At 72.3% G+C, this 26,745-nt stretch carries 1 protein-coding gene (only partly in view); it reads left to right on the top strand.

Annotated features, from left to right (window positions below; all coding sequences use genetic code 11):
* On the top strand, positions 1-26,745 hold the 3' portion of the coding sequence (locus tag ACLLJJ_RS02810; protein WP_434587653.1) for a lonely Cys domain-containing protein. The gene continues 14,130 nt to the left of window position 1, outside the view; the window shows 26,745 of its 40,875 coding nt (coding positions 14,131-40,875); its start codon lies beyond the left edge, outside the window; its stop codon occupies positions 26,743-26,745.

Genomic DNA, 26,745 nt, shown 5'->3' with positions numbered 1-26,745 from the left:
CCGCTCCTGACGCGGCTGTACGGCGCCGACCCCGAGGCCATCCACCGGGGGAAGGCCAACCCGCTCGCCGACACCCAGCGGGAGCACGCGACCTGGGAGGGCTTCCGGGCGCTGTGGGACCAGGCCGAGGGCACGTCTGAGCGGCAGTCCCACCGCCGCGCGCCCGCTGCCGCTCCCGTCGCGCGGCACGCAGGCCCGGCGGCGGAGGCTACGCCGGGCGCGCGTCCCGAACCGGCCGCTCCTCCCCTCGGTGCACGGTCCGCCCCGGGTCCGGCCGGTGCGTCCGCCTCGCCGTCGCAGTCGACGATGCGGTTCACCTTCCGGAACGGGGCCGACACGGTCGACGCCCAGCACCGGGAGCGGATCGCCGTGGCCGCGCGCGGTGTGGTGCAGGCACGCGTGCTCAACGGCCGGGAGGCGCCGGCGGCGACGCGGATCACCGTCACCTGGCAGGACGGGGGGCCCGGGCAGACCGCGGTCAGCAAGCGGCAGGCGAACGCGGTGGCCGAGGCGTTCAGTGCGGAGTTGCGAGGCCATTGGCCGGGCCCCGGTCCGATGAACGGCATCGTCGTCACGGTGCTCCAGGGAACGGCGCGTGGTGCGGCCGGCGCTGCCGGTGGTGCCGCCCAGCCGGTGACGGTCAAGATCGTCGCGCCGTCGGCCGTCTCGCGGGCGGACAGGGTGCTGGGGGCGTTGCGGCAGGCGGATCCGGAGTTGAGCGGTAGGCCGTTCGATCCGGTCCTGCTGACGCGTCGGATTCTGCACCTGGGTGCGTCGGACCCGGTGGACGCGGCCGTGCGCGACGAGTTGTACGCGCTGGTGGATGAGGCGGTGGCGGCGGGGCGGGCCACCAGTCTGGCGGCTCTGGGGGCGTTCCATCTGGTCGAGCGGGGCGGTGTGCTGTCCGCCGCGCGGCGGATCACCGACTCCGGCGGGCAGATCCGTGGCCTCGACTGGCTGGGCGGGCCGCCCATCGACATGGGTGTGGACGCGACAGGCTTCGTCGTCATGCTCAATGGCGTCGTTGTGAACCACTTCACGTGGACCGCCGGTGGGGTCGGCGCCTATGTGATCGCGGCCAGGGGCGGTCGTGATCACGTCGAAGTGCCGTGGCCGGACGGTTCGAGGCGTCGGGTACCGATGGCGGAGCTGGCCGAACTCCTGGCGATGGACCAGGGGTTGAAGCAGCACCCTGCAGGGTTTCCCGCAGCGTTGGTGTGGTCGCGCGCGGGTGACGGCGGGCTGGAGATGCCGCGCGCCGTCGCCGCGAGGACGGGGCGGCTGACGGCGGCGTACCGGGGCAGCGTCGAGCTGGCCCAGCCCGGTCCTGGACAGCAGTACCGGATCGAAGTGATCGACGGCAGGGTGGCGAAACAGTCGCTGGGGGAGTGGTACGTCAGCCATCCGGACGATGTGGGTCCTGAGGGTCCGCGCGGGGACGTGTGGGGCGGGACGGTGCGTCTGGCCGACGGTTCGACGCTCCGGGACGGGCAGATCAAGAGCGTCACCATCGCCAAGGACGGCCGGCCGTTCGGCCGCGCCGTATTCAGCGAGCCTGATCTGATCGGGCGGGAGGGGCACCTCGGAGACCTCCAGGACGCGGACTGGTCCCACATCGACCCCGTCTCCCACAAGTGGATCGGCGCTGTCCAGCCCGGGCTGTGGAAGGGGCGGAATGCGTACCACTTCTCGCTGCACGGCCTCGCGGGCCGCTTCTCGCTGGTGGCCGACCTGCCCGCCCTGTTCGGGCCCGCGGGGAGGGAGGTGGGCGGTGAGGAGATCGGAGGTTTCCTGAAACGACGTCCGAGTGTGCAGCGGCTCGCCCCGGACGACCCGATCGTGATCGAGAGCTGCTGGGGCAACGCAGCCACCGACGGGCCGTATTACAACAACCTCGGCAGTACGGCGCCTTTCGTGGGCGACCGGTTGCGGAACATCTCGGAGGCCCAGAAGGCGTGCAACACGGCCGGGCACCCGGTGATCGTCGTCGACCGGGCGCACGCTCTGGGCAAGAGGTCGAGCACCAGCGACACGATCCAGGGGATCTACACCACTGTCCGGGGCGAGCAGGGTTCCTGGGCGGAGTTGCGGCCGGAGCCCGGGGCGGACGTACTCGACCGTCTGGCGCGGGTGGCGGGGGTGTTCGACGGGCCGGCGGCGGCCGCGGTACCGGAGTGGGCCCGCGAGGACACGCTGATCCTGGTGCGGGCCCTGCGTGAGGTCTTCGCCCACGAGGTCGAGGACGACAGGGACGACCCCGCCGGGACATACCAGGAGCTGTTGCGTGGTGTCGGGGCCCTGGACGGGATGCGCCGTGCCGATCCGGAGCTGTCCGGGGTCGGTGGGTTCACGCTGAACCTGCTGGACATGGTGGTGCGTTCATGTCTGGTGCAGAAGGGGACACCGAAGCCGCGGCCGATTCCGTTCGCGGACGCCGCCGAGCTGCGGGACAGTGTGCGGCGGGTACTGCACGTCGCCGTGCTCCACGCCGCGACCGGTCCCGTCCGCCTGCACGACTTCGTCAAGCTCCCCTTCCTGGACCAGGCCGAGGCCACACTTGGGGCCCTCCACAGCTCGGGCGCCCCCATACCGGGCACCAGCGTCCCGATTTCCGCCCTGGGAGAGGACATCCGGCGGAGAACCCTCTGGGCGATGTCGCGGGCTCTGGAGGCACTCCCGTCGTATCCCGACCGGGATGCCCTGGCCGTGAAGGTGCTGCACCTGGGTGACGCCCCGGGGCCGGTGAGCGCCGCCCAGCACGAGGAACTGCTGTGGATGATGGCCAGCGCGGCGACGCACGGCTTCGACCTGTACGACCCGTCCGTGCTGGGTGCCCACCACCTCCACCAGCACGGCGCGCTCTCCCTGGCCACCGTGATCCCCTCACTGACGGGCAGGGTGGGGGGCCGCAACTTCACCGGGCGGCCGCTCACGGGTGCGCTGGAGACGGAGACCTACCGTGTCTCGCCCGACGGCACCCTGGGCAGTGCCGTGTCCGGTGGCGGCCCGTGGCGCAAGGCCGCCGCCGCCGGTCCTCCTGGCGAGCAGGCCTACTTCGTGCTGGCCGAGGGCGGTGCCGGCTACCTCGACATGTCCTGGGCCGGACTCGGCGGTTCCCCTCGCAAGGTGCCGTTCGACGAGGTCGCCGCGCTCCTCACGATCGATGCCGCTCTGACCTCCCGCGGCCTGTCCCAGCCACTGGTCGTGATCGGCGGGCAGCACCCGCCGACCGCCGGGCCCGGCGGACTCGACCTGGACACCGTCCTGGCCGCCCGGGAGGGGACGGCCAGGAACGTGCTGGCGCCGCTGTGTCCCGCCGAGGTGCTGTACGACAGCACGACGAACCGGAACGTGATCGTACTGACGGCGGACCCGCTGCAGTTGACCACGGTGGACATCTGGCAGCGCACCACTCCGCCGGATCTGCCCGGAACGAGGGCTCCCGCCGTCGTTGTCGCGCAGTCTTCCCAGGACGGTCCCCACCATGGCCCCGCCGTGGCCACCGCGGTCCCGGACCGCGACGGCAGCATCCCCTGGCTCGGCGATTCCGTCCCGGACCTCAGCGGCGTGCTCCAAAGGACCGACGCGCCCGTCGGCCCGCCGCCCCCGCCTCCCTCCGGGCCCCTCGAATCCTCCGATTCCTCCGATCCCGTCCCGCCGCCCGGCCAGGACCCCAAGCCGAAGTACCCCGGGACGCAGATCGACAGCGAGCTCCAGGAGCGCCGCCCGGTGCGCGTGGACGGGGAGATGCTGCCGCCTCCCGGCCGCCCCGGGCTCAGCGCGTTCACGGACGGCACCAGGATGCCGGGCTATGTCGGCGGCCTGCTGCCGTTCACCGGAGAGACCGGCGACGAGGCTGACGACGACGCCCTGCTCGCCTTCGGACAGAGCGACGTCTTCCTGCGCGACTGGAAGCAGATCGCGGGGCACATCGCCGCCCAACTGGGCGCACACGGGCCGGAGACGGAGCGAGGCCCGGAGCCCGAAAACCGCTACCTGGTGCGCGGGGGCGACGTGGACGAGTCCGTCCTGCGCCGGATCCGGCGGGCGATGCGGGACCGTCCGGCGACGTTCGCGGGGGACGGGCAGGAGTTCGTGTACCGCACCGCGTCGGGGCGGGTGCGGAAGCTGCACATCAGGGTCCGGAACTACGGCCGGTGGACGAAGTACACCGACGGGGGCAACCCGACGAAGCTCGACAACGTGTACCGCAGCCAGGCGAGCATCGGCGGCAGCAAGACGGTCGGCCAGACCCGGCAACTGGCCCCGACCGCACCCCTGGCGCCGATGGGCGCGGGCTTCTCCGTGTTCGGCCGGATCGGGATGCGGATCGGACGCACCCGCGAGTACAACTACTCGATGCAGGACCAGAGCCTGAGCATGAGCGAGACCCGCATGACGGAGCACTCGCACCCGCACATCGACGACCTGTACTACGAGGTGCGCGTCACCGACGCACAGGAGCCGCGTCCGGCCAAGCGGGGGGTCCTCGGTACGCGGTGGCGGGCCAGGCCCGCCACCGAGGCCTCCCCCGACGTCGAGTTCGCTTTCGGCGTGCGGGACGGGCTCGGCGCGCGGCTGCCGGAGAGCGTGACCCGTGACCCGAAGAAGGACCGGACCCCGACGACGTTGCGGCTGGGACCCGAGTCGGACTACCAGCTCGTCATCACCGAGGACTTCGGCCCCGTCCAGGCGATCCGCGACTGGGCGGTGGGCCGGATCGGCGCCACGCCGGACTCCTCGGCCTACCGCGAGCTGAACAGGTTCTTCTCCGCACGCTCCTTCCACCAGATGTCCGGGCGGCTCTCCCGCTCCATGGTCCCGGGCAAGCCACTGTTCGCCGACGACAAGAAGCGCACCCCGCTGGGCGCGTTCGTGATCGACCGGGTGGTGCCGGGGCGGGCGGTGCTGGTCTCCGACACCGACAAGGCGGAGCTGCGCGACTCCAACTTCCTGACCGTGCAGAACACGCGGAAGCAGACGAAGTCGATCGGCAAGGACTTCTCCCTCATCGTCGGGCCGACGTTCAACCTGCCGACGTTCGGCCTCCAGGACTTCATCGCCGGGTGGCTGGAGCGCGTCAAGCCGCGCATCCAGTTCGGCCCGAGCGTGCACATCGGGCACACCCGGGGACGCACGGCGACGACGGGCGGCACGGGTGCGGTCAGGTCGGTCGGCCGGGCCAAGCTGACCACCACCGATCTGTACCGGGTCGAGAAGACCGTGTACGTCCGCAAGACCGGGGACACCAGGGCGACACCGATCACGACCTGGACCCTGGACCGGATGACGCGCGGCGAGGCACGCCGGCTGGCCGGCATGGACGACGGGACCGCCCCGCGCGGGCCGCAGCCGTTCGCCCCGGCGTATCTAACCGAGAACCACCCGCCGACGCTCGGCATGAGCCGGGCCGTGCAGTTCCTCTTCGCCAACGGCAAGTACAACCGTTCGTTCCCCTCGGCGACCGAGGACCAGGGCACCGGTACGGGCACCGCTGCCGACACCGGCCCCCAGGTCACCTTCGACCAGCGCACCCGGATCGACTCGCTCACCCTCCAGGTGCTGACCGCGGTCGCCCGGAAGTACCCCACGATGGTCGCCCTCGTCGAAGACCTCCAAGGCCCCGACGGCAAGAGGTGGCGCGACGCCGGTCACTACGAGATGGTCCTGAACAACACCTGGACGATCATCAACGCGCTGTCGCACCACAGCATGGCCGGAACCCTGGAGGCGATGACCAGAACCGGCTTCCGCATCGGCCTGGTGGACCCCGGCCGGATCACCCGCGGCTACTACTACATCTGGATCGACGCGGAGCTGACCAACAGGACGTATCTGCGCCCCGCGGACTCCAGCCTGCGGCGCAGCGCCCCAGGCTCCCTCAGCCTGGACGAGAGCCAGTTCGGGTCGCAGGGCGCCGAGCTCGGGTTCGAGCTGATGGCGGGGATCAGGGACACCGTCGTCGACGAGATCGGCCGCCCGGCGCACGCGGTCAGCGCCCAGCTGGGATACCAGGCGGGATGGCAGAAGCGGGACGAATCCGGCTACGGCTCGGTCGCCACGTTCGACCCGATGGCGGTCAGCGCCAAACCGGGCCACCTGTACAGCTACGACGTCGCCTTCAGCGTCAGCACCGGAGGCTACTGGCGGTTTCGCAGCCTGCTCCGGGGCGTGGTCAGCCTCGGTGTCCTCGGCACGTCCCTCTTCGTGCGCGGCCCCAAGGGCCGGGGCGACATCATCGGCGGGAACGCCGACGTCCCCGCCGTGCGGGGCAAGGTACTGCTCAGCGTCCCCGCCGAGCACGCCCCGGACCGAGACCCGCACGCGCCGGGCGCCGACAACCCCTACCTGGCAGCCGACCGGATCACCCAGAGCCCGATGCCACGGCACGAGGCGAAGGCGCTGGTCGACGCCTCGCCCGACGCCCTCGGCGAAGGCCAACAGCCCGGACCGCTCGACGGACTGCCCTACCAGACGCTGTCCGTCCTCGCCGCGGACGAGGGCATCGGCATCGTGGACCGGGTACTGGACCGGGCGTCCCACGGAAAGTGGCACCTGACCCGGGTGGGTGCGCCCGCGCACGACGCGGCGGTCCGCCCGCACCAGCCGCAGTTCCTGACGGCCAACCTCGACCAGAGCTCAGGACCGCTCGGGTCGCGCACCTCCGGCCTGTTCGGCAAGGGGCCGTACCTCGACTGGCTGGCGACGGTCGTCCACCGGGTGCGCGTGACCCGGCTGCGCGCCCTGGGCACACCCCAGCCGTTGGAGACCGAGATGACGGTCGGCGCCAGCACAAAGGCGTCGGGCACGCAGAGCAAGTCCTTCACCCAGCAGGCGGGTTTCACGGCCGTATACGGTCACGCCCACTCGACGACACCAGGCGTGACGGGCAACTACGGGCCGGCCTGGCGGCCGTGGTGGCGCTCCCGCGCGATCACCGGGACCGTCACCCGGACCGTCACCTCGGACATCAACCGGGTCGACGCCGGCCACCAGGTGCTGACCGCCGGTGACGCGGAGCATCAGGTGGCGGCGGAGGTCCACACCCGCGGTCTGCTGTCACTGTTCAACCCCCTCATCCGGCGCTGGAACGACTGGGCCGGGGAACGGCAGACGATCAAGGGCGGCTGGCTGGGACACCTGCCTGAGCGGGTGGCTCACCAACTGGGCCTGATCGCGGGGGACGACCTCGGCGCGGGGCCGCTGTACACGCGGGAGAAGTGGCTGCAGCCCGGCTGGTTCCGCAAGGCGCCGTTCGCCAGCTACCCCGTCGACTCCCTGGACACCACCCACGTGGTGGCCGCGTTCGAGCGGAAGCTGCGCGACCTGGCGATCGACGACGAAAGCCGGGAGGCCGTACGCAGGCTGGCCTCCGGCCGGGTCACGCGGGCGCTGCGCAGGGAGATGCTCGCCCTGGGCTCCTCGACGACCGCCAGGATCGGCGGCCCCGGCTGGAAGGAGGCACGGATCGGCGGACGGAACGTACGGATCCGGGCGCAGCTCGAAGCCGTCACCGAGCCGGAACTCGTCAGGATCTGGCCCAAGACGGAGCTGGAGGACCACCGCATCGCGACCGAGACCCGCAGCCAGGGGTTCTCCAGGGGCCGGGGCAGCGCGGCCGGAACGGCGGTCAACGAGGGTATACACACCGGCGAAAGCGCGGTCCCCACGGCGGGGCCCTCGTTCGCCGAGACCGGTTCCAACCGGCAGACGACCTCCGGGACGGACACCCGCACCCGGGCCAGGCTCTGGTCCACGTACACCAGCGAGCCGCACGCCGAGTACGTCACCCGCTACCGGCTCCGCCTCACCCTGGAGATGGGCCGGCAGCAGGGGGATCCGCCGCGGCACCCGGAGAAGCGGCGGATCGAACACACCGGCGACGTCGGAACACAGCGGGAGATCGTCCCGATCAGCCTGATGCGGACGCCTCCCGTCGTCTCACCGCAGGGCGGCCTCGACCCGCTGCGCCCGCCGGAGATCGACGACGCACTGCCCCTGGTGAACGTACTGACCGGGGCGGACAGCCCGTTGGCGGCCGAGGGCGAGCAGGACAGCGTCGACGCGTGGCGTTCCGTCACACAGCCCGACGGCACACGGGCCCCGTTCGCGATGCCGCCCAACGGCTTCCACGTCCGCAACATTCTCGGGGCGGACCGGGTCCTGGCGGCGAGCACCCTCACCTTGGGCAAGTCGTACGACAACCGGCTCTCCACCGTCTCGGGGGAGCTGACCGGCGATGAGCTCGACCGCGTGCTGCGCACGGCCAGGGTCACCCCTCTCACCGCTGAGGGGACCGGGTCCGCACAGGTGCTGGAGGACTCGCACGGGGCCGGCGCGCTCACCGTGGCCTTCGAGCAGGCGTCGTCCGTCGGCGGCTACCAGACCGCCGGACTGACCGACAACACCCTCACGGACCGGACACAGGGCTCGCTCACGCTGTTCTCCCGGCCGGACTTCGCGGGCGCGGAACTGCTGGCGGTGGCCGACGGCGTCCGCATGGAGTCGCCGACGCGGCGCACCCAGAGCGACAGCGAGACGACCGCGCAGGGCGGTGACAACAACAGCGTGCTCGGTGCTTCCCCCGCCCTCAAGTCGGACTCCATCGGAGCGACGAACCCGGGGGCCAGCGGTACGGGTACCGACACCACCGAGTCCGACGGCCGGGTGTTCGTCAGCGACGTGGCCCGCCAGGTGACTCTCAAGCCGAGCACGGGCAGGGTGTTCGCGTTCGTCATCCCGACCACCTGGCTGAGCGTCGGAGACGTCGACCGGCAGTTCAAGGAGAACTCCGTCGCCGTCTGGGCCCGCGAGCACCTGATGGGTTCGCTCGGTGGCGTCAAGCCGGGACCGCAGACGGCCGAGGCACAGACCCACGTCGTCGCCTGGGTGCGCGAGGACATCGCCCGCCAGCTCGGACTGATCACCGACGCCAACTTCCCCCAGCGGCTCGGTGCGGCGTGGGACAAGGTCAAGGACGCGGGGGCGGCGTGGGCGGCGGCGGACGCGACGTACTGGTCCCTCCGCAGAGACATCCCCGACCTGAGGACCGCCGTCGACCAGGCACTGGGGGAGCGCTCGCTCGCCAGGCGGCGGCGACAGGCGGCCGAGGACGCGGCCGGGGCCGAATCCGCCTCCGCCCGAAGGGAGTTCATCGCCGCGGTGGCGGCCGCGGACGCGGCGCGGCAGCAAACCCCGGAGGAGTTCCCCGCCACGGTCCGCGGACACCTCCGGTCCGCCCTGGCCGCGGCCGACGAGGCGCGCGAGGAACTGCGGAGCGCTCTGCTGGACGACCTGCTGGGCGACAGCGCGCCGCCGGCCGCGAGCCGCGCCGCCGCCGAGCACCGGGTCGCCACCGCCCGCGCGGCGCAGGCCGCCGCCGACGGCCTGGTCGACGCCGTCCGGCAGACCGAGCGGGACCGGCGCACGGCGGACGCGGTACGGACCCGGGACGGCCGGCTGGTCGCGGCGGCCGAGGCGATGAGCGCCGCACGGGCGGCGGTACAGGCGGCCGTCCACACGCTCCGTACGGCGGAGAACGCCCTGGACACGCGCCTGGACGAGGTGACGGCGCAGCAGGAGAAGGCCGAGTCCGCGGCGGCGGACCTGCACCATCTGCGGGCCGGGACCGACCGGTTGACCCGCTGGCACCGGCTGCCCGCGGACCCGCCCGGCACCGAGCAGGGCGCGCCGCAGACCCGTGCCGGGCTGCCCGAACCCAAGGTGACGGACCGTCACACGACGGACAGGCACTCGTCCGCGCCGACGGAGGCACGCACACCCGGACTCGCCCCGATCATCGAGGAGCCCGTGCAGGGCCAGGAGTCGTCGGAGCGGTCGTCACAGCGGCGGAAGCGACACTCTCCCGCACCGCACACGGCGCGGACGCCGAGACTCTGGTCGATCGTCGAAGAGCCGGTGGACGAAGAGCCGCTGGTGGACGAGGAGTTGGCGCCGGGCGAGAAGCCCACGGTGGACGAAGAGCCGGCGTTCCAGGAGGAACCGGCGGACGTCGAGAACCCCTCGGTCTACACCGACGTCACCGACCGCGAGGACGGCGCCCCCGCGGTGAAGTCCCCGGCGGGCACGACCCACCGGCTGCTCGACGTGCCGAGGGACGGCCGGTCCTTCTTCCACGCCCTTCGCCATCTGCTCCCGCAGGGCCGGGTTCAGGCCGACGACGCGGACGCGCTCCGTGCCCGGTTCGCGGACGCGCTCGCAGCCCTGCCCCTCGACTCGCCGCTGCTCGCGTACCTGTCCCCGGACGAGACGGACACCTTCACCGACACCGAGCTGAGTGCCGCCGGGCTCGACCTCGGCACCCACACCCCGCAGCGCCGCGAGTTCGACGCCTTCGGGGTGATCCCGCACTCGGCGGGCGACCGGCCGACCGAGGACCGGCGCCACCTGCCCCTGAACGCGGCACAGCGCCGCGGGCTGGCCCTCGCACAGCTGCGGCGCCCGGCCGACGCCACGAAGGAAACCGGCTGGGACCACAGCGCCGCCGATGTGCTGCCCGCCCTCGCCGCCCGGACGTACGGTGTGGGCGTCCGCGTCGTACGCGAGGACGGCACCTTCCAGGACTACGCGCCCGACTCCGACCGCGCGCTGCCCGCCGACGCCCCGCGTGTGGTGCTGCACCTGGCCGACCGGCACTTCCGTGCCGTGGAGGCGGCGGTGGTCGCGGAGGGCCCGCCCGCCGTGACTCCGCCCCCGGCCCCGAAACCGGTGGACGAGTCCCTGCTGACCGTGCACACCACCCGACCGTGGACCTGGGACGGTCTGGACGACGCGACGTACGCGGGTCGGCCCAGGTTCGACGCGGCCACGGACCTCAGCAAGCTCACCGACCCCGACGGTTACGTATACGCCCTGAGGCCGGCGCAGGGCGGCGGGAATCGCTTCCACGCCGCCCTGGCGCTCGCGATGAGCCTGGGGGAGGAGGACGGTGCGCGCCACTCCTCGGACAACCTGAGGGCCGCCATGGACACCGTGCCCGTGCCCCGCTCGACCCAGCTCGACCCCCGGGCGACGTTCACGGCCGAGGAACTGGACGAGGCCGGGTTCCTGCCGTTCAACGCGCGCAGGCAGCGGGAGTTCGAGCGCGGCGGCGGCCGGCTGCCCGCGTCACTCCCGGCTCTGCCCCGTTGGGTGGAGGAGAACCTCATCCGCGTCCAGCTCCGTTCGGCCCGCCGCTGGAACAAGGCCACGGCCCTGCTGGCCGCCGAGCTGACCGCGCGTCACCTCGGACTCCATGTGACGTACGTGCATGAGAACGGCACGGTCGACACCTTCGGCACCGCACGGCAAGGCTTCCGCGACGCCGTCACCGTGTACGAGCGCGGCAACGAGTTCCTCGCCGCGGTGCCCCACGGCCCCCGCAACCCGCGCGGCCCGCTGAACCACCGGACCACCGCTCACCCACCGCCGCCCACCCGGCCGGCCCCCTTCCCGCCCGTGCTCACGATCCTGCCCCCGACCGGTCCGGCCGGCGGCAAGGGCGCACCGAAGCCCCCGCCGCCCACCACCGCGCCCGGGCCGCGCGCACCAGGCCGGCCGCAGCTGGTGCCCGGCGACGGGAACTGCCTGCTGTACGCGTTCATGGCGAGCGACCCGCAGTTGGTCCGCGACGCCCTGCCGGGCCTGGCCACCGCCCACCCGGCCGCGTACGCATGGCTGTCGGACACCGGAAGGGTGCGACGTGACCTGGCCAGGAACGCGGCGGCCCGCGCGCCGGGTAAGCCGGTCCGCGGCGGCCCGCACACGGAGATCGCCGCCGCCATGGCGGACTTCGTGGGGAACTCTCTGGGCAGCTTCGGCCACCGGCTGCCCGCCGACTTCCGCTGGCAGTACCGCGGCAACACCACGGAATCCGCCACGGGCTTCGCCGCCCGCGTCCGGACCATGGACCGGGCCCAGCAGACCGACCTGCTGCGGCGGGCCGGATCCGAGCCGCCTGTCCCCGGCGACTTTCCCACCGAAGCACTCCTGGACGCGGAGCTGTACGCCCGGGTCCTGAGGGACATCCCGCTCCAGGACGACGAACTCGCCGCCCTCATGGGCGCGGCCCTCAACTGGCAGGCGAACTGGGCGACCCCCGAGGGCGACACCTTCCTGATGCTGCTGGCGCACGCCTTCGGCGTACGGTTCAGCGTCGTCGTGGGCGGCCGTGGGCCCGACGGAAGAGCCACCAGCGACCGGGGTCCCGACGCGGGACCGCCGAGCGCCACGACGGTGACCGAACTGCACTACAGCCCGGGAGCCAAGCGAGGGGGCGGCGAGCACTACAACGGCAGCGACGCCCCGTCCCGCGTCGTGCCGCCCGCCCCGCCGCGGGACGTCCTGGACCGGCTGGACGCCCTGCGGGCGGCCGTTCCCGAGTTGCGCGACGGGCCGCTCGACCTGGATGGGATCACCCGCCACGTGCTCGTCCTGGACCCCGGCGCGACCGTGACCGATGCCCAGCGCGCCGAGCTGATACGGGTGGCGGCGGCTCCGGAGATGAGCCACGCCCCCAGCCTGGCGGCGCTCGCCGGGTTCCGTCTGGCCCGGCAGGGAGTGACCGAACTCCAGGACTTCGGCTGGGACGTGGACGCCTTCGCCGCCCGGGTCCTGCACCTGGGTGGTCCCGACCCGGCGCGGCGCCCGGAGCTGGTCCGGCTGGTGGCAGAGGCGGTGGCCGCCGGACGCGACGAGGGCCGGGCCGAGGAGCTGGGCGCGTACCACCTGGAGCTTCAGGGCCTGCTGTCCGGGCACACACTGATGCGGCACACCGATGGCACACCGGTCGGCCGCGACATGGAGGCGGAGGCGGGTGACCTCGACTTCGACCTCAGCGAGGTCACCCTGATCGAGTTCGGGCCCGACCGGACACCCGGATTCGACACCACGCAATCGGCGGTCTGGCACACGCCGGACGGCCCGGCGCCCTGGGTGGTCAGAGTGCGGGGCGCCCTCGGCGGCGCGCTGCTCTCCGGGCAGGTGCCCGCGGGGGACTTCGGCACGCTGCTCGCCCACGATCTGCGGTCGCGAGGCATCCCGCAGGACGCCGACGTCATCGTGCTGCTCCCGCTCAGCAGGACCGGCGGGACGGGGCCGGCCGTCGGCACGCTGCTCGACGCCGGCCACCGCACGACGGGCAGGAAGTGGTGGACCGCGTACGGCCTGGTGGACTTCTACACCGAGGCGAACGGCCGGACCACCATTGCCATGGCACCGAACCGGGACGGGCAGCTGCGCACGGCCGCCGACTGGATCTCCGAGCCCTCGACCCGACCGGACCGCAAGCGGGCGGCCGGGACGAGCGGCGCGGCTCCGTCCGCCAAGCGGAGGCGGATCGAAACGGCTTCCGACGCTCAGCAGTCGGTACTCGTCGACCCCGTCACCACGCCCGTTTCCGAGTCCGTCCTCGCCCCCGCCGCAACCCCGGACCTGGACCCGGGCCCGGACCTGGACCTGGACCCGGGCCCGGGCCCGGACCTGGACCCGGACCCGGACCCGGACCCGGACCTGGACCTGGACCCGGACCTGGACCCGGACCTGGACCTGAACCCGGACTCGAACCTGTCCTCGCCCTCCGGCAGGCGCGTCGCCCTCGCCCGGGTGGAACACGCGGCTGCGACGGGCGCCCTGGCCGACGCCGTGGGCGACCCGGCCCGGTTGGACCGTGCGCGGGGGCGGCTGGAGGACGCCGTGGCGCGCCTGCGCGACCTCGGAGTCCCGCTGGACGACCTGATGGCGCAAGCCAGCGCTGAGGGGACGGAACAGGCCGTCGGCGTGTTCCTCGACGACGCGCAGCGTTCCTGGATCGCCGGTCAGGTGACGGCGGAGGACCTGCCGCGGAGCCCGCTGCGGCTGGGCGGGAGCGAGTTCGTCGAAACCACCGAACTGACCGCTTTCGGCATCGACTTGAGCCCCAGCCTGAAACTGGAGGCGGTAATGAGCGGCGACCGCCTCCCGGTGTCCGGGTTGCCGCCGCTGGCTCAAGTACGGCTGCTGATGCGGCGGTCCGGCCCCTGGGCGGCCGGGCTCGACGCCGTCGCGGCGCAGGTGTCGTGGCGTGTCTGGCAGTCGGCGTACGAGGAGTTCGCCGTGGCGGCACCGGCCGACGGCGCTGAGGCGGACGCCGCCAGGGTGTGGGCCACGGCCGTCTTCCTGGTCCTGCCGCTGGAGCCGCGTCCGGTGCTCGCCGACTCCCGTTACGCGGGAGCGGAGTTCCGGGGCGCGGTACGGCAGGTCGCCGACCGGCTGCGGGAGCAGGGCCTGGACGCCCCGTCGGCGGTGGCACTGGCCGATGTGCTCCGGACCGGCCTGGGGCTGCGTTCCCGGTGGGACGGGTGGGACGGCGACGGCAGGAGCCTCGCCTTCTCCACGCCGGATCCCCGGGTGCTGGGGCGTGCGGAGCTGCTGGGGCTTGCGCAGGGTGTGGCGGAGGAGGTGCCGTCGGACGGTGTGCTCGTGGAGCGGTGCCTGACGGCTCTGGGACTGCTGCGGGACGGGCTGTTCCCCGCCGGGGTGCGTTCGCCCGTAACGCTGGACGACTCGGCGGTGAAGCTGGGGTCGGCGACCTCCGGGCTGGTGGCGGGGCCGGGCTGGCGTCAGGTGCGGTCGTGGGACGCGGTGGCCGATGCGGTCGCCGGCGCTGAGGCGGGTGCGGTGGCCCTGGTGCTGGCGCGGCGTCAGGGCGATCCGTGGCGTGCGAACGGTCCGTTGGGGCACGCGTGGGCGGCGTACCACCTCGGTGGCGACGACGGCGTGGTGTGGGTGGACGTCCTGGCGGGCGAGAGCCGTGAGGTGTCGGCGACTCCGCCCGATCTGTCGTCGTTCGACGCGCGGGCGGTGGTGATCGACTCCGCGGGGCGGGTGGCGGCGGAGGCGCTGCCGGAGTTCGTGCAGTCGTCGTCCCCGGCGCACGCGGTGACGGACCTGTCGACCGAGCACCGGTACGGTGCAGTCGGCCTGGAGGTCGAGGACCGCCACGTGCTGCTGATCGACCTCACCGGGCACCCGGGGAGCCCTCTCAAGCAGACGTTGGCCCAGGGGCCCGGAATCAAGATCGACGTCGACTTCGCCAACTTCTGGCGCAGCGCCGTGACCGGGCTGTTCTACGCCGCGGAGGAGTCGGTGCCGGCGGGCGAGCCCAAGTCCACCCCCGAGTCCCACTGCATCGCGGAGTTCGTCCTCGACCCGATGGCGGCGCACGAGGAGGAGCGGAGGCTGCCCGTGGCGGATGGTCTGGCCCAACTTGCGCTCGGCCGGAACCTGTTGGGGATCACGGATGCCAGGAACACCGCGATACCGCTCAAGGACCTCCTGGCCGACGTCGACGGCTGGTCGGTCACCGAGCTCGGCGAGCAGGTCACGGTCCTCCCCAGCACCATGGGGGCCAACCATCCTGCCTACGCACAACCCACAGCGGGCACCGTCGCCGTCGGACTCAGGGCGCTCCAGGATTTCGGCGGCAAGCGGTTGGTGGTGGAGACGCTGAAGCCGGTGCACGGCGCGGAGAGGATATTCGGGCAGCAGACCGCCGCGGATTTCGTGCGCCGCGTCGTCGGCGACAGCGAGGGGCCGACGGACTTCGTACCGTTCCTGCCGTTCCTTTCGGTCATCCCGGACGTCGACGAGATCTGGGGATACGCCTGGCAAGCGGGCAGCCATGCCACCGCCAGGCCGTTGTTCGCCCAGACCCGCAGGGCTCTGGTCAAGAACTACCTGCCGCTGGCTTCCCGGAATCCGTCTGACGCTGTACTGCGGTCCCTGCGGCCTCGCACGCGGACCTTCCTCAACGAGCGGCACGACGAGATCAGCGAGATCTTCGTCGCCCGGCTGATGGAAGTCCTGGAGTACTACCGGAAGAGGTTCCTGCCGATTATCCCTCGCCTTCCCGACGGGTTCCTCGACGTCGCCGCGGAGGGGAAGCCCAGCCCGCGGGAGCATCTGACCAGCACACTGACGGGGCGTACGTCCCAGGGGAAGGTCATCCGCCAGATCGACGCCGTCGCCATGGACGACTACCCGCTGGACACCGACGACGGTCGGCTGCAGGCCGCCCTGATCCTGTTGGAGCTGCGGTCCTACGGGCACAGCGGTCAGCTCATGAGCGCCGAGGAGACAGAGCGGACCGTCACCGAACTCTCGGTGCTCAACCGGCATTCCTACGAGCGGGCGAAGGCGTTCCCGCTCCCGCTGTCCGACGACGTCCTCGACGAGGCCGTGCGGCGCATCGTGAGCCATCCGGCGGTGCGGGCCTTCGTTGCGTTCCTGGCGATGGCCACACAAGGCATGAGGCAGGTGGGCGGTCCGCCCCAGCAGCTGATGTCCGTGACCGACGGTCAAGTCATCGCGGAGACGCTGGCCTCCTATGCGCTGGGCAACCCGCTGGAAGCCCACGACCTCCAGCGTCTGCACCAGCTCGTCGGCTTGGCGACCACCCGGCTGGCGAACGTGCCCCCGGAGCTGCACGACCGGGATCGGGCGGTCGTCGAGGCCGCGCGGAGCGTCCTCGACGACCTCGCCGACCCCGCGCAGACGCCCCCGCCGGTGCGCTGGACACCCGAGATCGTGGCGGTGGACGGCACCCCGGTGCCATTGGACCAGCTGCCCAGGGTGAAGCACCGCGATCCGCGGGGGATCCCGGTGGGGACGTCCGCACGCCCCGGCGAGGACGGGCAGGACGGCCGTCAGGACACCTACGGCCTGCTGCCCGAGGCGGAGCAGTTCACCCAGGTGCGGCGCTCGCCGCAACCGCACGGTCCGGGCCGCGGGTCAGTGGTGGCGGAGTCCCCGAGCCACCCGCTGCCCTTCAAGAAGGCGTACGCCATCGGTTTTGGTGGCGATGGCCGGTACGCCCAACTCCCCCTGGCGGACGGCCGGATCGCGTCCTTCGACTACGCGCGCGTCGTCGACTTCTTCTTCGCGGCCGATCCCGATCTGGCGGTGCAGCCGGGGGATACGGCAGTGGTCGTCATGGGCGCGGACCTGGCGGGGGAGCAGCCGCACGATCCGATGCAGCGGCCGAGCGCGGGCCAGTTGCTGTCCACGAGCTGGGACCGGTGGGTCTGGACCACCGCCAGTGGCAAGGAGCCGGCCCTCGCGCCCGCCGACCCGGAACGAGGTCTCGGCGTACGGTTCCAGCTCGCCGAGGGCGACTGGTGGGTGGGCTTCCGTCCCGAGCCGACCACTCCGGAACTCAGCAGGCTGGCCCAGCAGGTCACGGGTGACCGGGCGCGTGGCGCGGAGGTGCAGCGCTGGGTCCGGGCGATCCGCGTGGTCTACGGGCCGCTGCTGGAGGACGACCGCCCGACGTTCGAGGCGCTGCTGCGCGGTTTCTGGGCGCTGGAGCAGCGGATGGCGGGCCCGAACCAGCCCCCGTTGACCTGGGGACGGCTGCGGCAGTCGATCACTTCGTACTACACCGCGCGCGGTGTGCCCGAACCGGAGCTCGCCCAGACGCTGCGGACCGTCCTGACCTCCGCCGCGTCCTCCTTCGGGGTCGACCTGGGGCTGTCCTCGGCCGCTCTCGTCCCCCAGCACCACAGCCCACGCCTCGGCGACTGGGCCGCAGTAGCGCAGAGCCCTGCGGGCGGCGCGTCCGGGGTGCGTTCCTCGCGGCGGGGCGGGAGTTCGCGCGGGCCGCGGCGTGCGCCCGCGAGCAACAGCGGGGTCGCGTCGTTCGTGGATGACGGAACGCTCGGCGGCTCCGCGGCCCCCACGGCGGGGCGCGTACTCGTCGCGCCGGTGGTCGCCCCGGCGGCCCCGGCCGGGACGCCGACCGTCCTGGAGACGCTGGACGCGTCGCGCCGGAACGACAAGCGGCTGCGCGGCGGCCCGCTGGACGTGGACGCCCTGGCCCGTCGCATCCTGCACCTCATGCCGGACGACGCCGTGGACGGTGCCGTGCACGAGGAACTGTTCGCGCTGGTCGAGGCGGCGGAGGCGGTGGGCAGGGCGAGCAGTGTGGTGGCGCTGGCCGCGTTCCACGCCCAGCAGCAGGGCGTGTTCTCCGCCGAGCGCCGCTTCACCGAACTGGGCCGGGTCGCGGGCCTGAACTGGATGGACACCCGGACCAACGAGATCGACACAGGTGTGGTCGACGCGTACAAGGAGTTGCCGGACGGGACGATGAGCCTGACCGGCGGAGCCCTCGCGCCGTGGGACGACGCCGCGTACCTCGTGGGGGCGCGCGGGCGGCACGACAGGGTGGAGGTGCCGTGGGCGGACGGTACGGCCCGGGACCTCGACATCGACGAGTTCGTCGAGCTGATGGCGCACGACCCGGAGCTGCTGAAGCTGCCGAAGGACGCGCCGGTCGTGCTGGCCGTTCCGCACGGCGGCGACCGTGCCCGCCGCCTGCCGCTGCTGCTGGCGGAGCGGCTTGGCAGGGAAGTGTGGTCGTACACCGGTTTCCTGTCGGTCATGGAGAACGTGCGGCAGCCGATCACCGTCAAGGTGACCCGTCCGCTGGGCCAGGCCACCGGCGACTGGCTCGCCAGCCTGCCCGGCAGGGCGCCCGATCCCGATGCCGACGTTCCGGACTGGTACGGCCAGGCGCTGACCAAGGCCGTGGTCAGCGCGGCGACCGGCAAGGTGACCGGTGTCTCCGCGTTCCAGCCCTCCGACCTCGCCCGCGGCAGGCAGGAAGCGTACCGCCAGCACGACCGGATGAAGAGGTTCAGGTACCACAACCCCGCCACGGGGACCGACTCCGTGCAGTACGAACTGCCGGACGCGGGCGGCAAGAAGCTGCTGGTGGCCTCGCACGGCGGACCGGACTCCATCTTGGTACCGCTGGAGGACGGCACGTCCCGGCCACTGAAGGGCGCCGAGGTCGAGGCGTGGTTCAGGCACATGCTGGGTTCGGTCGAACTGGACGACGACGACTGGTTCCTCCTGTCGATCTGCTGGGCCGGTTCGCCCGCGGACAGCACGGTGCCCCGGCTCCCGACGAACAGCGACGCCTTCGCCGGTACGTTCGTCCCCGACCCGCTCAGCGACATCTCCATCGGGCAGCGCTTCGCGAACGTGGCGCGGCACAGGACGCGTTGCGCCATCCGCTCCGTCGGGTCGTCGATCGACGGCGCGTACACCTGGTTCCTGTGGACGGACGCCCAGGGTCGGCAACTGCCCATCGTCGAGTACCTCCCGGAGCCCGATGGCGCCGCGCTCGACCGCCGGGCGCGGGTGGCCCGCCTGCACACCGGGCCGGGGGAGGTGCCGGAGGAGACACTGGTCAGGACTCTGCGGCTGGTACGGGCGCTGCGGCTGACGTTCGGGAACGAGGTGGACGACGACGCCGACTACGCGGGCCTGCTGCGCGGGGCAGCCGCGCTGGACGAGATGTGGCGGGCCGACCCCACGTTCCGTGACGCCGGGCCCTTCACGCTGGACCTGCTGCGTGAAGTGGGCAGGGCCTACGGGACGACACCGGCCAACGGCGACGTCGAGGTGAACCGGGCGGCCTACCGCGCGGCGCTCGGCGCGGCGGCGCGCACCGCGCCCGGCACGCACCTGAGCACGTTCGTGCCGCTGCCCACGGTGGCCGGGGCGGCCGCGTGGGCGGACCTCACGGACCTGGCGCGGGAGGCCGTCGACGCCCTGCTGCTGTCCGGCCCCGACGAGGCGGGCGAGGCCGAGCGTTCGCGGATGTTCTGGGCGCGGGTCAAGGCCCACGACCTGCTGGACCGGCGCACCACGGACGTCGCCGCGCTCGCCGCGAGGGTGTTGCACCGGCGGGAGATGGCCCCGGGGACACCGGCGTACGACAAGCGGCTCGACGCCGCACGGAAGCTGGCCACCACGGCGTTCGCGCGTGGCCGTGACGCGTACGACACCGACGTGCTGGCGGCGTTCGACCTGGAGGGCGACGCCTTCGGGATGGACACCACGCTGTGGAGCCCCCTACTGGACGAGCAGACCGCCGGGCGTGACTTCTCGGGCGATTCCGTGGAGATCGACATCTCGCAGGTCCAACTGCACGACAAGCTGGTGACAGCTCCCTGGCAGGGGCAGGACGAGGACGGGGAGGACATCCCGGACCCCTACATGGTGCGCGCCGGGTGGAACCCGCAGCACCCGGAATACGTTTTCCTGGACTTCGGAGCGGGCCCGGCACGCGCGCGCCTCGGCGAACTCGTGAAACTGCTGCTCGTCGACCCGGATTTGGTGCCCTCCAAGCTGACCAGGCCTCTGGTGCTGGACATCCCCGGCCTCCCCGACGACGTCAGGGCCGACCTGGCCTCGACCCTCGCCCGGAGCCTCGGCCGCACGGTCTGGTACACCGGGGCGCGGACGGACGCGACCGCGACCGACCCGGCGGGGCATCACGTCCTCACCTCGCACCGCACGGGCAACGCGGTCCCGGCCTGGCGCGGCGCACACCCGGTCGAAGACTTCGGGCACGCCAGGACCGGCGTGTTCCCGGTCCAGCCCCCGGCGGCGAACGCGGGCACCCGGTCCGACTCCGGAACACGCCCCGCGCGTACCAGGCCTGCCAGGAACAGGCGTCGCAGGGAGGACGGTCATGACCCCGCCCGCGCCGAAGCCACAGATTCCATCCCCCTGGTCCCGCCGACCGCCGGGACAGCGGCCGGAACGCCCGCCGAGGAGCCCCCGGGCAGCGAGCCCGAGTCCGACCCGGCAGTCCCCGCCGACCCGGAACTCTCCGACATCGTCGCGAACTTCGGCCGCGGCCACCAAGGACTCCAGGGGTCGGTGCACGCCATGCCGTTCCCGGCGGACACCGTGAACTGGCTGCACGACAACCTCGGCCGCGCCATCCGCACAGCGGAGCAGGCCCAGGGCACGGAGGTCACGCGGGACCCCGAAGTACAGAGCACCCTCGGCACGGAAAAGCTCGACCAGGACATCACCACCGCGTATGACTCCGAAGAACTGCTGGACGCGCTGCCCTACCTGCTGGGCGCCAAGGGCATGTCCCGCAGGGTGACCTTCCGGGGCCGCGAGTACGACGTGTCGGCGCGGCCCGTCCTGGCGGATCCGGAGGCCGCCCCGGTGATGGCGGACGACGTGGCCGAGGGCCGGCGGGTCCAGATCGACGAACGCAACAGGACCGTCGTCGAGTCGAGCGCCACCAGCGGCAGCGGCACCGTGCGGAGTCTCCCGTTCGCGTACGGGCGGACCTGGCTGCTCCAGAACTCCACGAACCCGGCGGCCGCCTCACAGACCTTCACCCCCAAGTTCACGTTGACGCACAATCAGGAAGCCGTCGTGGTGACCATCCCGGAGAACTTCACCGCGATGTCCGCGCTGGCCTTCTCTTCGGAACCCTCCCGTGCCTACGACTACCGAATGCTGTGGCAGTTCAAGGCCGTGCCCGTCGGCGGCCCGGACAACGGCTGGAGCGACGCAGCGCCCTCCCCGGGCAGGCTCACCGCGTGGTTCCCCCACTACCTCACCGAGAACGTGCCGGAGCGCCCGTTCGGACCCGTGTCGCCGCACGATATTCCGGCGGACCCGCGGACACTGACGCACGACCTCCCGCTCCACCGGGTGGACACCGTCCGCGATCCGAACGCACTGCCCGACGCGATCTTCGCGGCCGACCAGCTCTGCCCCCACCTGCGCCGCCTGTCGGAGGAATCCGCCAACGAACTCCGCGCCTTCCTCGACGAGAACAACCAACGCACCGGCCTGCCCCTGATGCTGGCCGGGGCGTACCCCTCACCCATACTCTTCGACCGCAGCCGTGAGCCGATCGGCTACCTGGAGATGTCGGCCGAACTGACACACCTGCACCACGAGTTGCTTGCGAAGTCGAACAATGTGCTGCTGGAGAGCAGCCTGCTGCACCAGATCGGCGCCAAGAACGCACTGTCCGTCTCCAACGCCGCCAAGGGTGGATTCACCCTCACCACCAACTTCCTGGGCGACGCGAACCCGGACGGGAAATTCGTCTTCGGCGGCGGCTACAAGTACCAGCAGAACCGCAGCCTCAACTCCGGCGGGACGGCGTACGATTGGTTCAGCCTGCTCAGCGGGGATCACCTGCTGGTGGACGCGGACATCACCTTCCGGGCGACGCTCGTACGCGCCAAGGGCGGCAGGACCGAACCGTTCGAGCTGCGGCGCCCCTCGGGCCAGACCATGCGGGTGCCCAGCCTGGCCGACGCGAACGGAGTCCCGGTGCGACCCGGCGAGGAGCGTCACCTCACGTCGGAACTGGTGGGGCTGCTGTCGCTCGGCATCTCGGCCACCCCGCTCAGCGTCACCGGCACCGACGCGCTGTTCGATCAGCTGGAGACCCTGCTGCGCAACAACGGATTCCTGGCCCCCTCCCAGCCGCAGCGCCTGGACTGGCTCAACGACAGCGCCATCCTCTACGCGTGGCTGGCCAACGCCAGCAGACTCACCATGGCCCGCTCACAGATCGGACTGCGTGGCGCGCTCGGCCAGATCATCGACGGCGGACACCCCCTCTACTTCAACCTGCCGTTCAAGTACGACACCTGGCGGATCAGCGCGCACCTGGACGTGCAGCCGAGGGAGGGGACCTATCCCACCCACCGGAAGAACCTGCCGGGCCTGTTCTCGATGAACGCGAACGGCATGTCCGTCGCGGGCGGCGAAGGGCACAGCTCCAGCCACTCGCTCTCCGGCGACTTCTCCGCAGGCCTGGGCGGCGAGACCCCCGGCGACTGGACCGTGACAGGCGGCATCCCCTCCAGCGCCAGTGGCACGCAGCAGATCGCCGGCAACACCGCGGGGTCCTCGTCCGGGTTCGGCCTCGACATGCTCACGGTCTCCACCGGCGGGCTCGCGCAGTTCGACATCCCGTCCACCTTCAGCATGGGCGTGTTCTGGGCCAACGGCGACACTCCGCTGACGACGTTCGCCCCGGTGCACGGAAACATCGCTCTCACCGTGCCTCCCGGCCGGACCCTCGACGCGCGCCCCGCTCTGCCGGCCCCGGCGACCAGCCGCCCGGCGACCGACGACGACTTCCGCAAGGCGCGGATGTTGCCGGACGCGGACGGCGTCCGGCCGCAGGACGCGCTGCTGCTCCCCGCTTACGCCCATGTGAACGTGGTGATGGGCAGCGCCGCGCTGACCCAGGCGTTCAAGCAACTCGTGGCCGGCACTCAGCCGGGCCACCCGGAGCCCGGCGCGTTCGCCCGGATCGTCCAACGGGCGGCCGAGCAGGGCGCCAAGGTGGCCGACGTGCTGCCGCTGGCCGTCACCCTGCCCGCGGGGGTACTGAAGGAGGGCGCGGGGTGGCTGAAGGACCTGACCGTCGGCAAGCCCATCTCGGACGCGGAGAGCACGGCGCAGGAGGTGGCGCAGAACGCGCTGTCGTCGACCAGCCTGCTCTCCCGCGGACCCCAGATCTTCCGCGGCGTCTACGTCTTCGACGCCGACGCCGCGGGCTCCCTGCTGGGCACCGACGTCCAGGGAGAGGTACGCGGTTACCTGCACGGGGCGGTCTACGAGGGTCCTGGCCACCCGCCCGAGGACCCCAAGGCCGCCACGTACATGGAGAACGACCTCACCACCACGGACTCCGCCTCGCGCGGGACCACCTCCAGCCGCTCGGGTCAGCTGGCCTTCAGCGTGACCGGCACCCGCACCGGCGACGGGAGCGTCACCCTCCTGGGGAGCGGCGGCCGCAGCGCGACGCGGTCGGGGAGCGAGTCGGACACCGACGCCGCGTTCACCGACCGGATCCACTCCGAGTACCACGCCGACAACAAGCTCCACGGGTTCCGGGCCGACGCCACGTACGTCGTCGTCCTGGACAAGGGGCACCGCAACGCGGTGGCGAACAGTGTCGGTATCGGCCCGCACGACGGGGTGGCGACCGCCGTGCACGTCCCGGGAGCAGTGGTCTTCTGGGTCAGCGAGACGGCGGTCAGGAGCGATCCGCGACTCGCCCGCCTGGCGGGGATCGAACCGGCCCGGCTGCCCATGGACCGGCTGCTGCCGCCGTACTTCGCCCGGTCGGGCGGCAGGTCACTGGGGTTCGGGACCGTGCCTGACGCGCTTCCCGCAGGCGGCCTGGACGACTTCACCCAGGCCGTCACGGCGGCGGTCGAGCGGGAGGCGCCGGGCTCCCTCACGCCGGGCAGCGGCGCCCAGGTGCGCGGGCTCGCGCAGCGCGTCGCGGACGTCAGCGGCGTGACCGGCCTGCGCGCACTGGCGTCGGCCGGCGCGAATCACTGGCAGCGGTTCCACGTCCCCTACCGGGGCCGTACGGGCCTGTACCTGGTGCGGGTGGCGCTCAACGCCCGCCCCGCGCCGGGCACGGACCTGCGGGGGACACGCGGTGAGCTGTTGCCGTGGTCGGGCCTGGAGAACATCCTCGCCGTCGCGCCCAGCGCCGTCACGCGGACCGCCGCCCAGTCGACGGCGACCACCGTCACCTTCGAAGTGGACGGCGGGTACACCCCCCACCCGGGCGTGGGCAAGTCCGGCAGCGCGGGAGGCGCGCCGTCCTTCTCCTCCGTGAACGCCCGCAGTACCTCGGAGACCACCACCCGGCACACCCAGACCTGGCCGCGCAGCTTCCGGCACGCGGCGAACTTCCAGCTGACGTACGAGTACCAGGTGATCGCCACCTCGGTGCGCCTGGACGACTCGGCCCTCGGCTACCTGGCCAACCGAGTCGCCTCGCTGGGCAAGTTGACGGAACTGCTGACCGACGGCGTGGTTTCGGCGAGCGACACCATCGGACTGACGCGCTGGATGGACGAGGCGCTCGGCCGGACAACGACCAGGACGGTCCCCCGAGCGCTCCCCGCCCCCGCCGTCGCCCGTACCCCCGTCACTGTCACTCTCAGGTTCCCCAGCAGCGAGACTCCGCTGGTGCGCGAGGACGGCACGGTTGAACTCCCGGCCCCGCCGCCGGTCCTGATCACACCGCAGGTCCACGCGGCCGACCCGCGCGCGCACCTGGACCGGCCGGACCGTCTGGCGGAGACATCGCGGTGGACACCGACCCAGCCGCTCGTCGTGTACGACTTCGACGCGCTGGACGAACTCACCGACGCGCTGGACGCCGTCGACCCCGGCCTGCGCGGCAAGGGCCTGCCGAAGACCTCGCTCTCCGCCGAGGCCACCATGCGCCGCGTCGGCAACCTCATCCGGCGCGGCAACGTCACCCTGACCCCGGCTCAGGCGGCCAGGTTCACCGGCAGGGAAGCCTCCGGCGGCTCCGCGCAGATCGTGACGACCCTGTACCGCCCGCAGCTCGAAAGCCTCAGCAGGGACGTCGTTTCCCAGGGGATCCGCACGACGACCCACACCATCGCCAGCAGCTCAGGCCGTACGCTCTCGCCCTCCGTGACCGCGCCGGTGAGCGGCGGGCTGACGGACACCAACGAGGACACGCTCGCGAGTGCGATCCCGCTGGCGGGCGAGAACATCTCCCAGGGCCAGGCCACCGCCGCCACCGGCCTGCGCCGCGAGATCCTGAAGTACGGCGTACCGGCCTCGGAGAACGCCGATGGCGAGCCGGACGACAGCGGCGTACTCGGCTTCACCGTCACCTCGCACGTGGTCCTGGAGGTAACCGGCCCGAACGGGACCCGCTGGGTCACCGGAAACGTGGTGCTGCGCCCCACCCTGGAGGATGTGCTCGGCCTCGGCATCGCCCCGCCGCAGCCTTCACCGGCCGTCTACGACGCCCCGGCCGTCCTCGCCGCGCAGGACATTCACGACTGGCGTGCGCTGGAGAGCGACGAGTTCGCCGCCAGGCTTGTCGACGGGTTCACCGTGAAGGACGCCCGAGCACAGATCTGGCTGGACGCCGGCGAGGTCCCGGACGGGGTCCAGCGGTCGCTGAACGCCGTGCGGCAGGTGCTGAAGGACGGCGGCACTCTCGCCGACGCCCTGGACGCGCAGACCACCGCGCTCCCCACCGACATCGAGCGTGCGCTGTACGCGGCGGACCGCGCGGCGGACCTGTCCTACCGCCCCGTCGAACTCGTCCTGCGCACCAACGGCGGGCGGGTCCACGTTCCCTTCACCCCGGCGGTCCCGGTTCCTTCGGTGGTGGTGACGCCCTCGGACGTGGTGGTGACCCCCTCGGACGTTGGGGTGACGCCCTCGGACAACGCCCCGCCCAACGACCGCTCCAACGACCGCTCCAACGACCGCTCCAGCGACCTGTCCAACGACCCGTTCTCGGACGCGTCGCTGGATGCGGGGACGGCCGTGTCGCCGGAGCCCGACGGGACCTGGCTCAGCGTGCCGGAGGGGCTCGGGCTGCCTGCGCGGGGAGCTCTGCCCGCCATGGCAGGGACCGGCGCGAGCTTCGCCGACGCCTTGGCGGACGTACTGCGGCGGGGCGAGACGCAGCTGTTCGACCAGATCCCGGCACTACAGGCGTCGAACACCGCTGATAGCGTCCACGAATGGCTCGGCAGCCACCTCACCGAGAACGACATTCCCCAGGACGCGCCTCTGCCGAACGCGCGGGACAGCGCGACGGTCGACGAACTGGTCCGCGTAGGAATGGAAATGACGACCAGCCGACGCACCCAGGCCGAGATGCTCAGCGGCTCGCTCCAGATCGGTGAGGCGGGACTCACCCGCCTTCAGCGGTTCCTGCTGCTGCTCAACCGGTCCTCGGCCCGCGACGACGCATTCTTCGAGGTTTACGCGGCCGTGGCGGCACGGGTGCTCGGCGTCCATCTCGTACTCCACCACCCGGACGGGACCATCACACATTTCGGTACCGGAAATGAGCCCACGCTCACCATCTCCATCGGGGTGAACGACCAGAAGTGA

The sequence above is a fragment of the Streptomyces sp. A5-4 genome, from assembly GCF_051131715.1.
Classification (GTDB): domain Bacteria; phylum Actinomycetota; class Actinomycetes; order Streptomycetales; family Streptomycetaceae; genus Streptomyces.
Note: the sequence above shows the minus strand (reverse complement) of the source record. Positions and strands in the feature narration are given on the sequence as shown.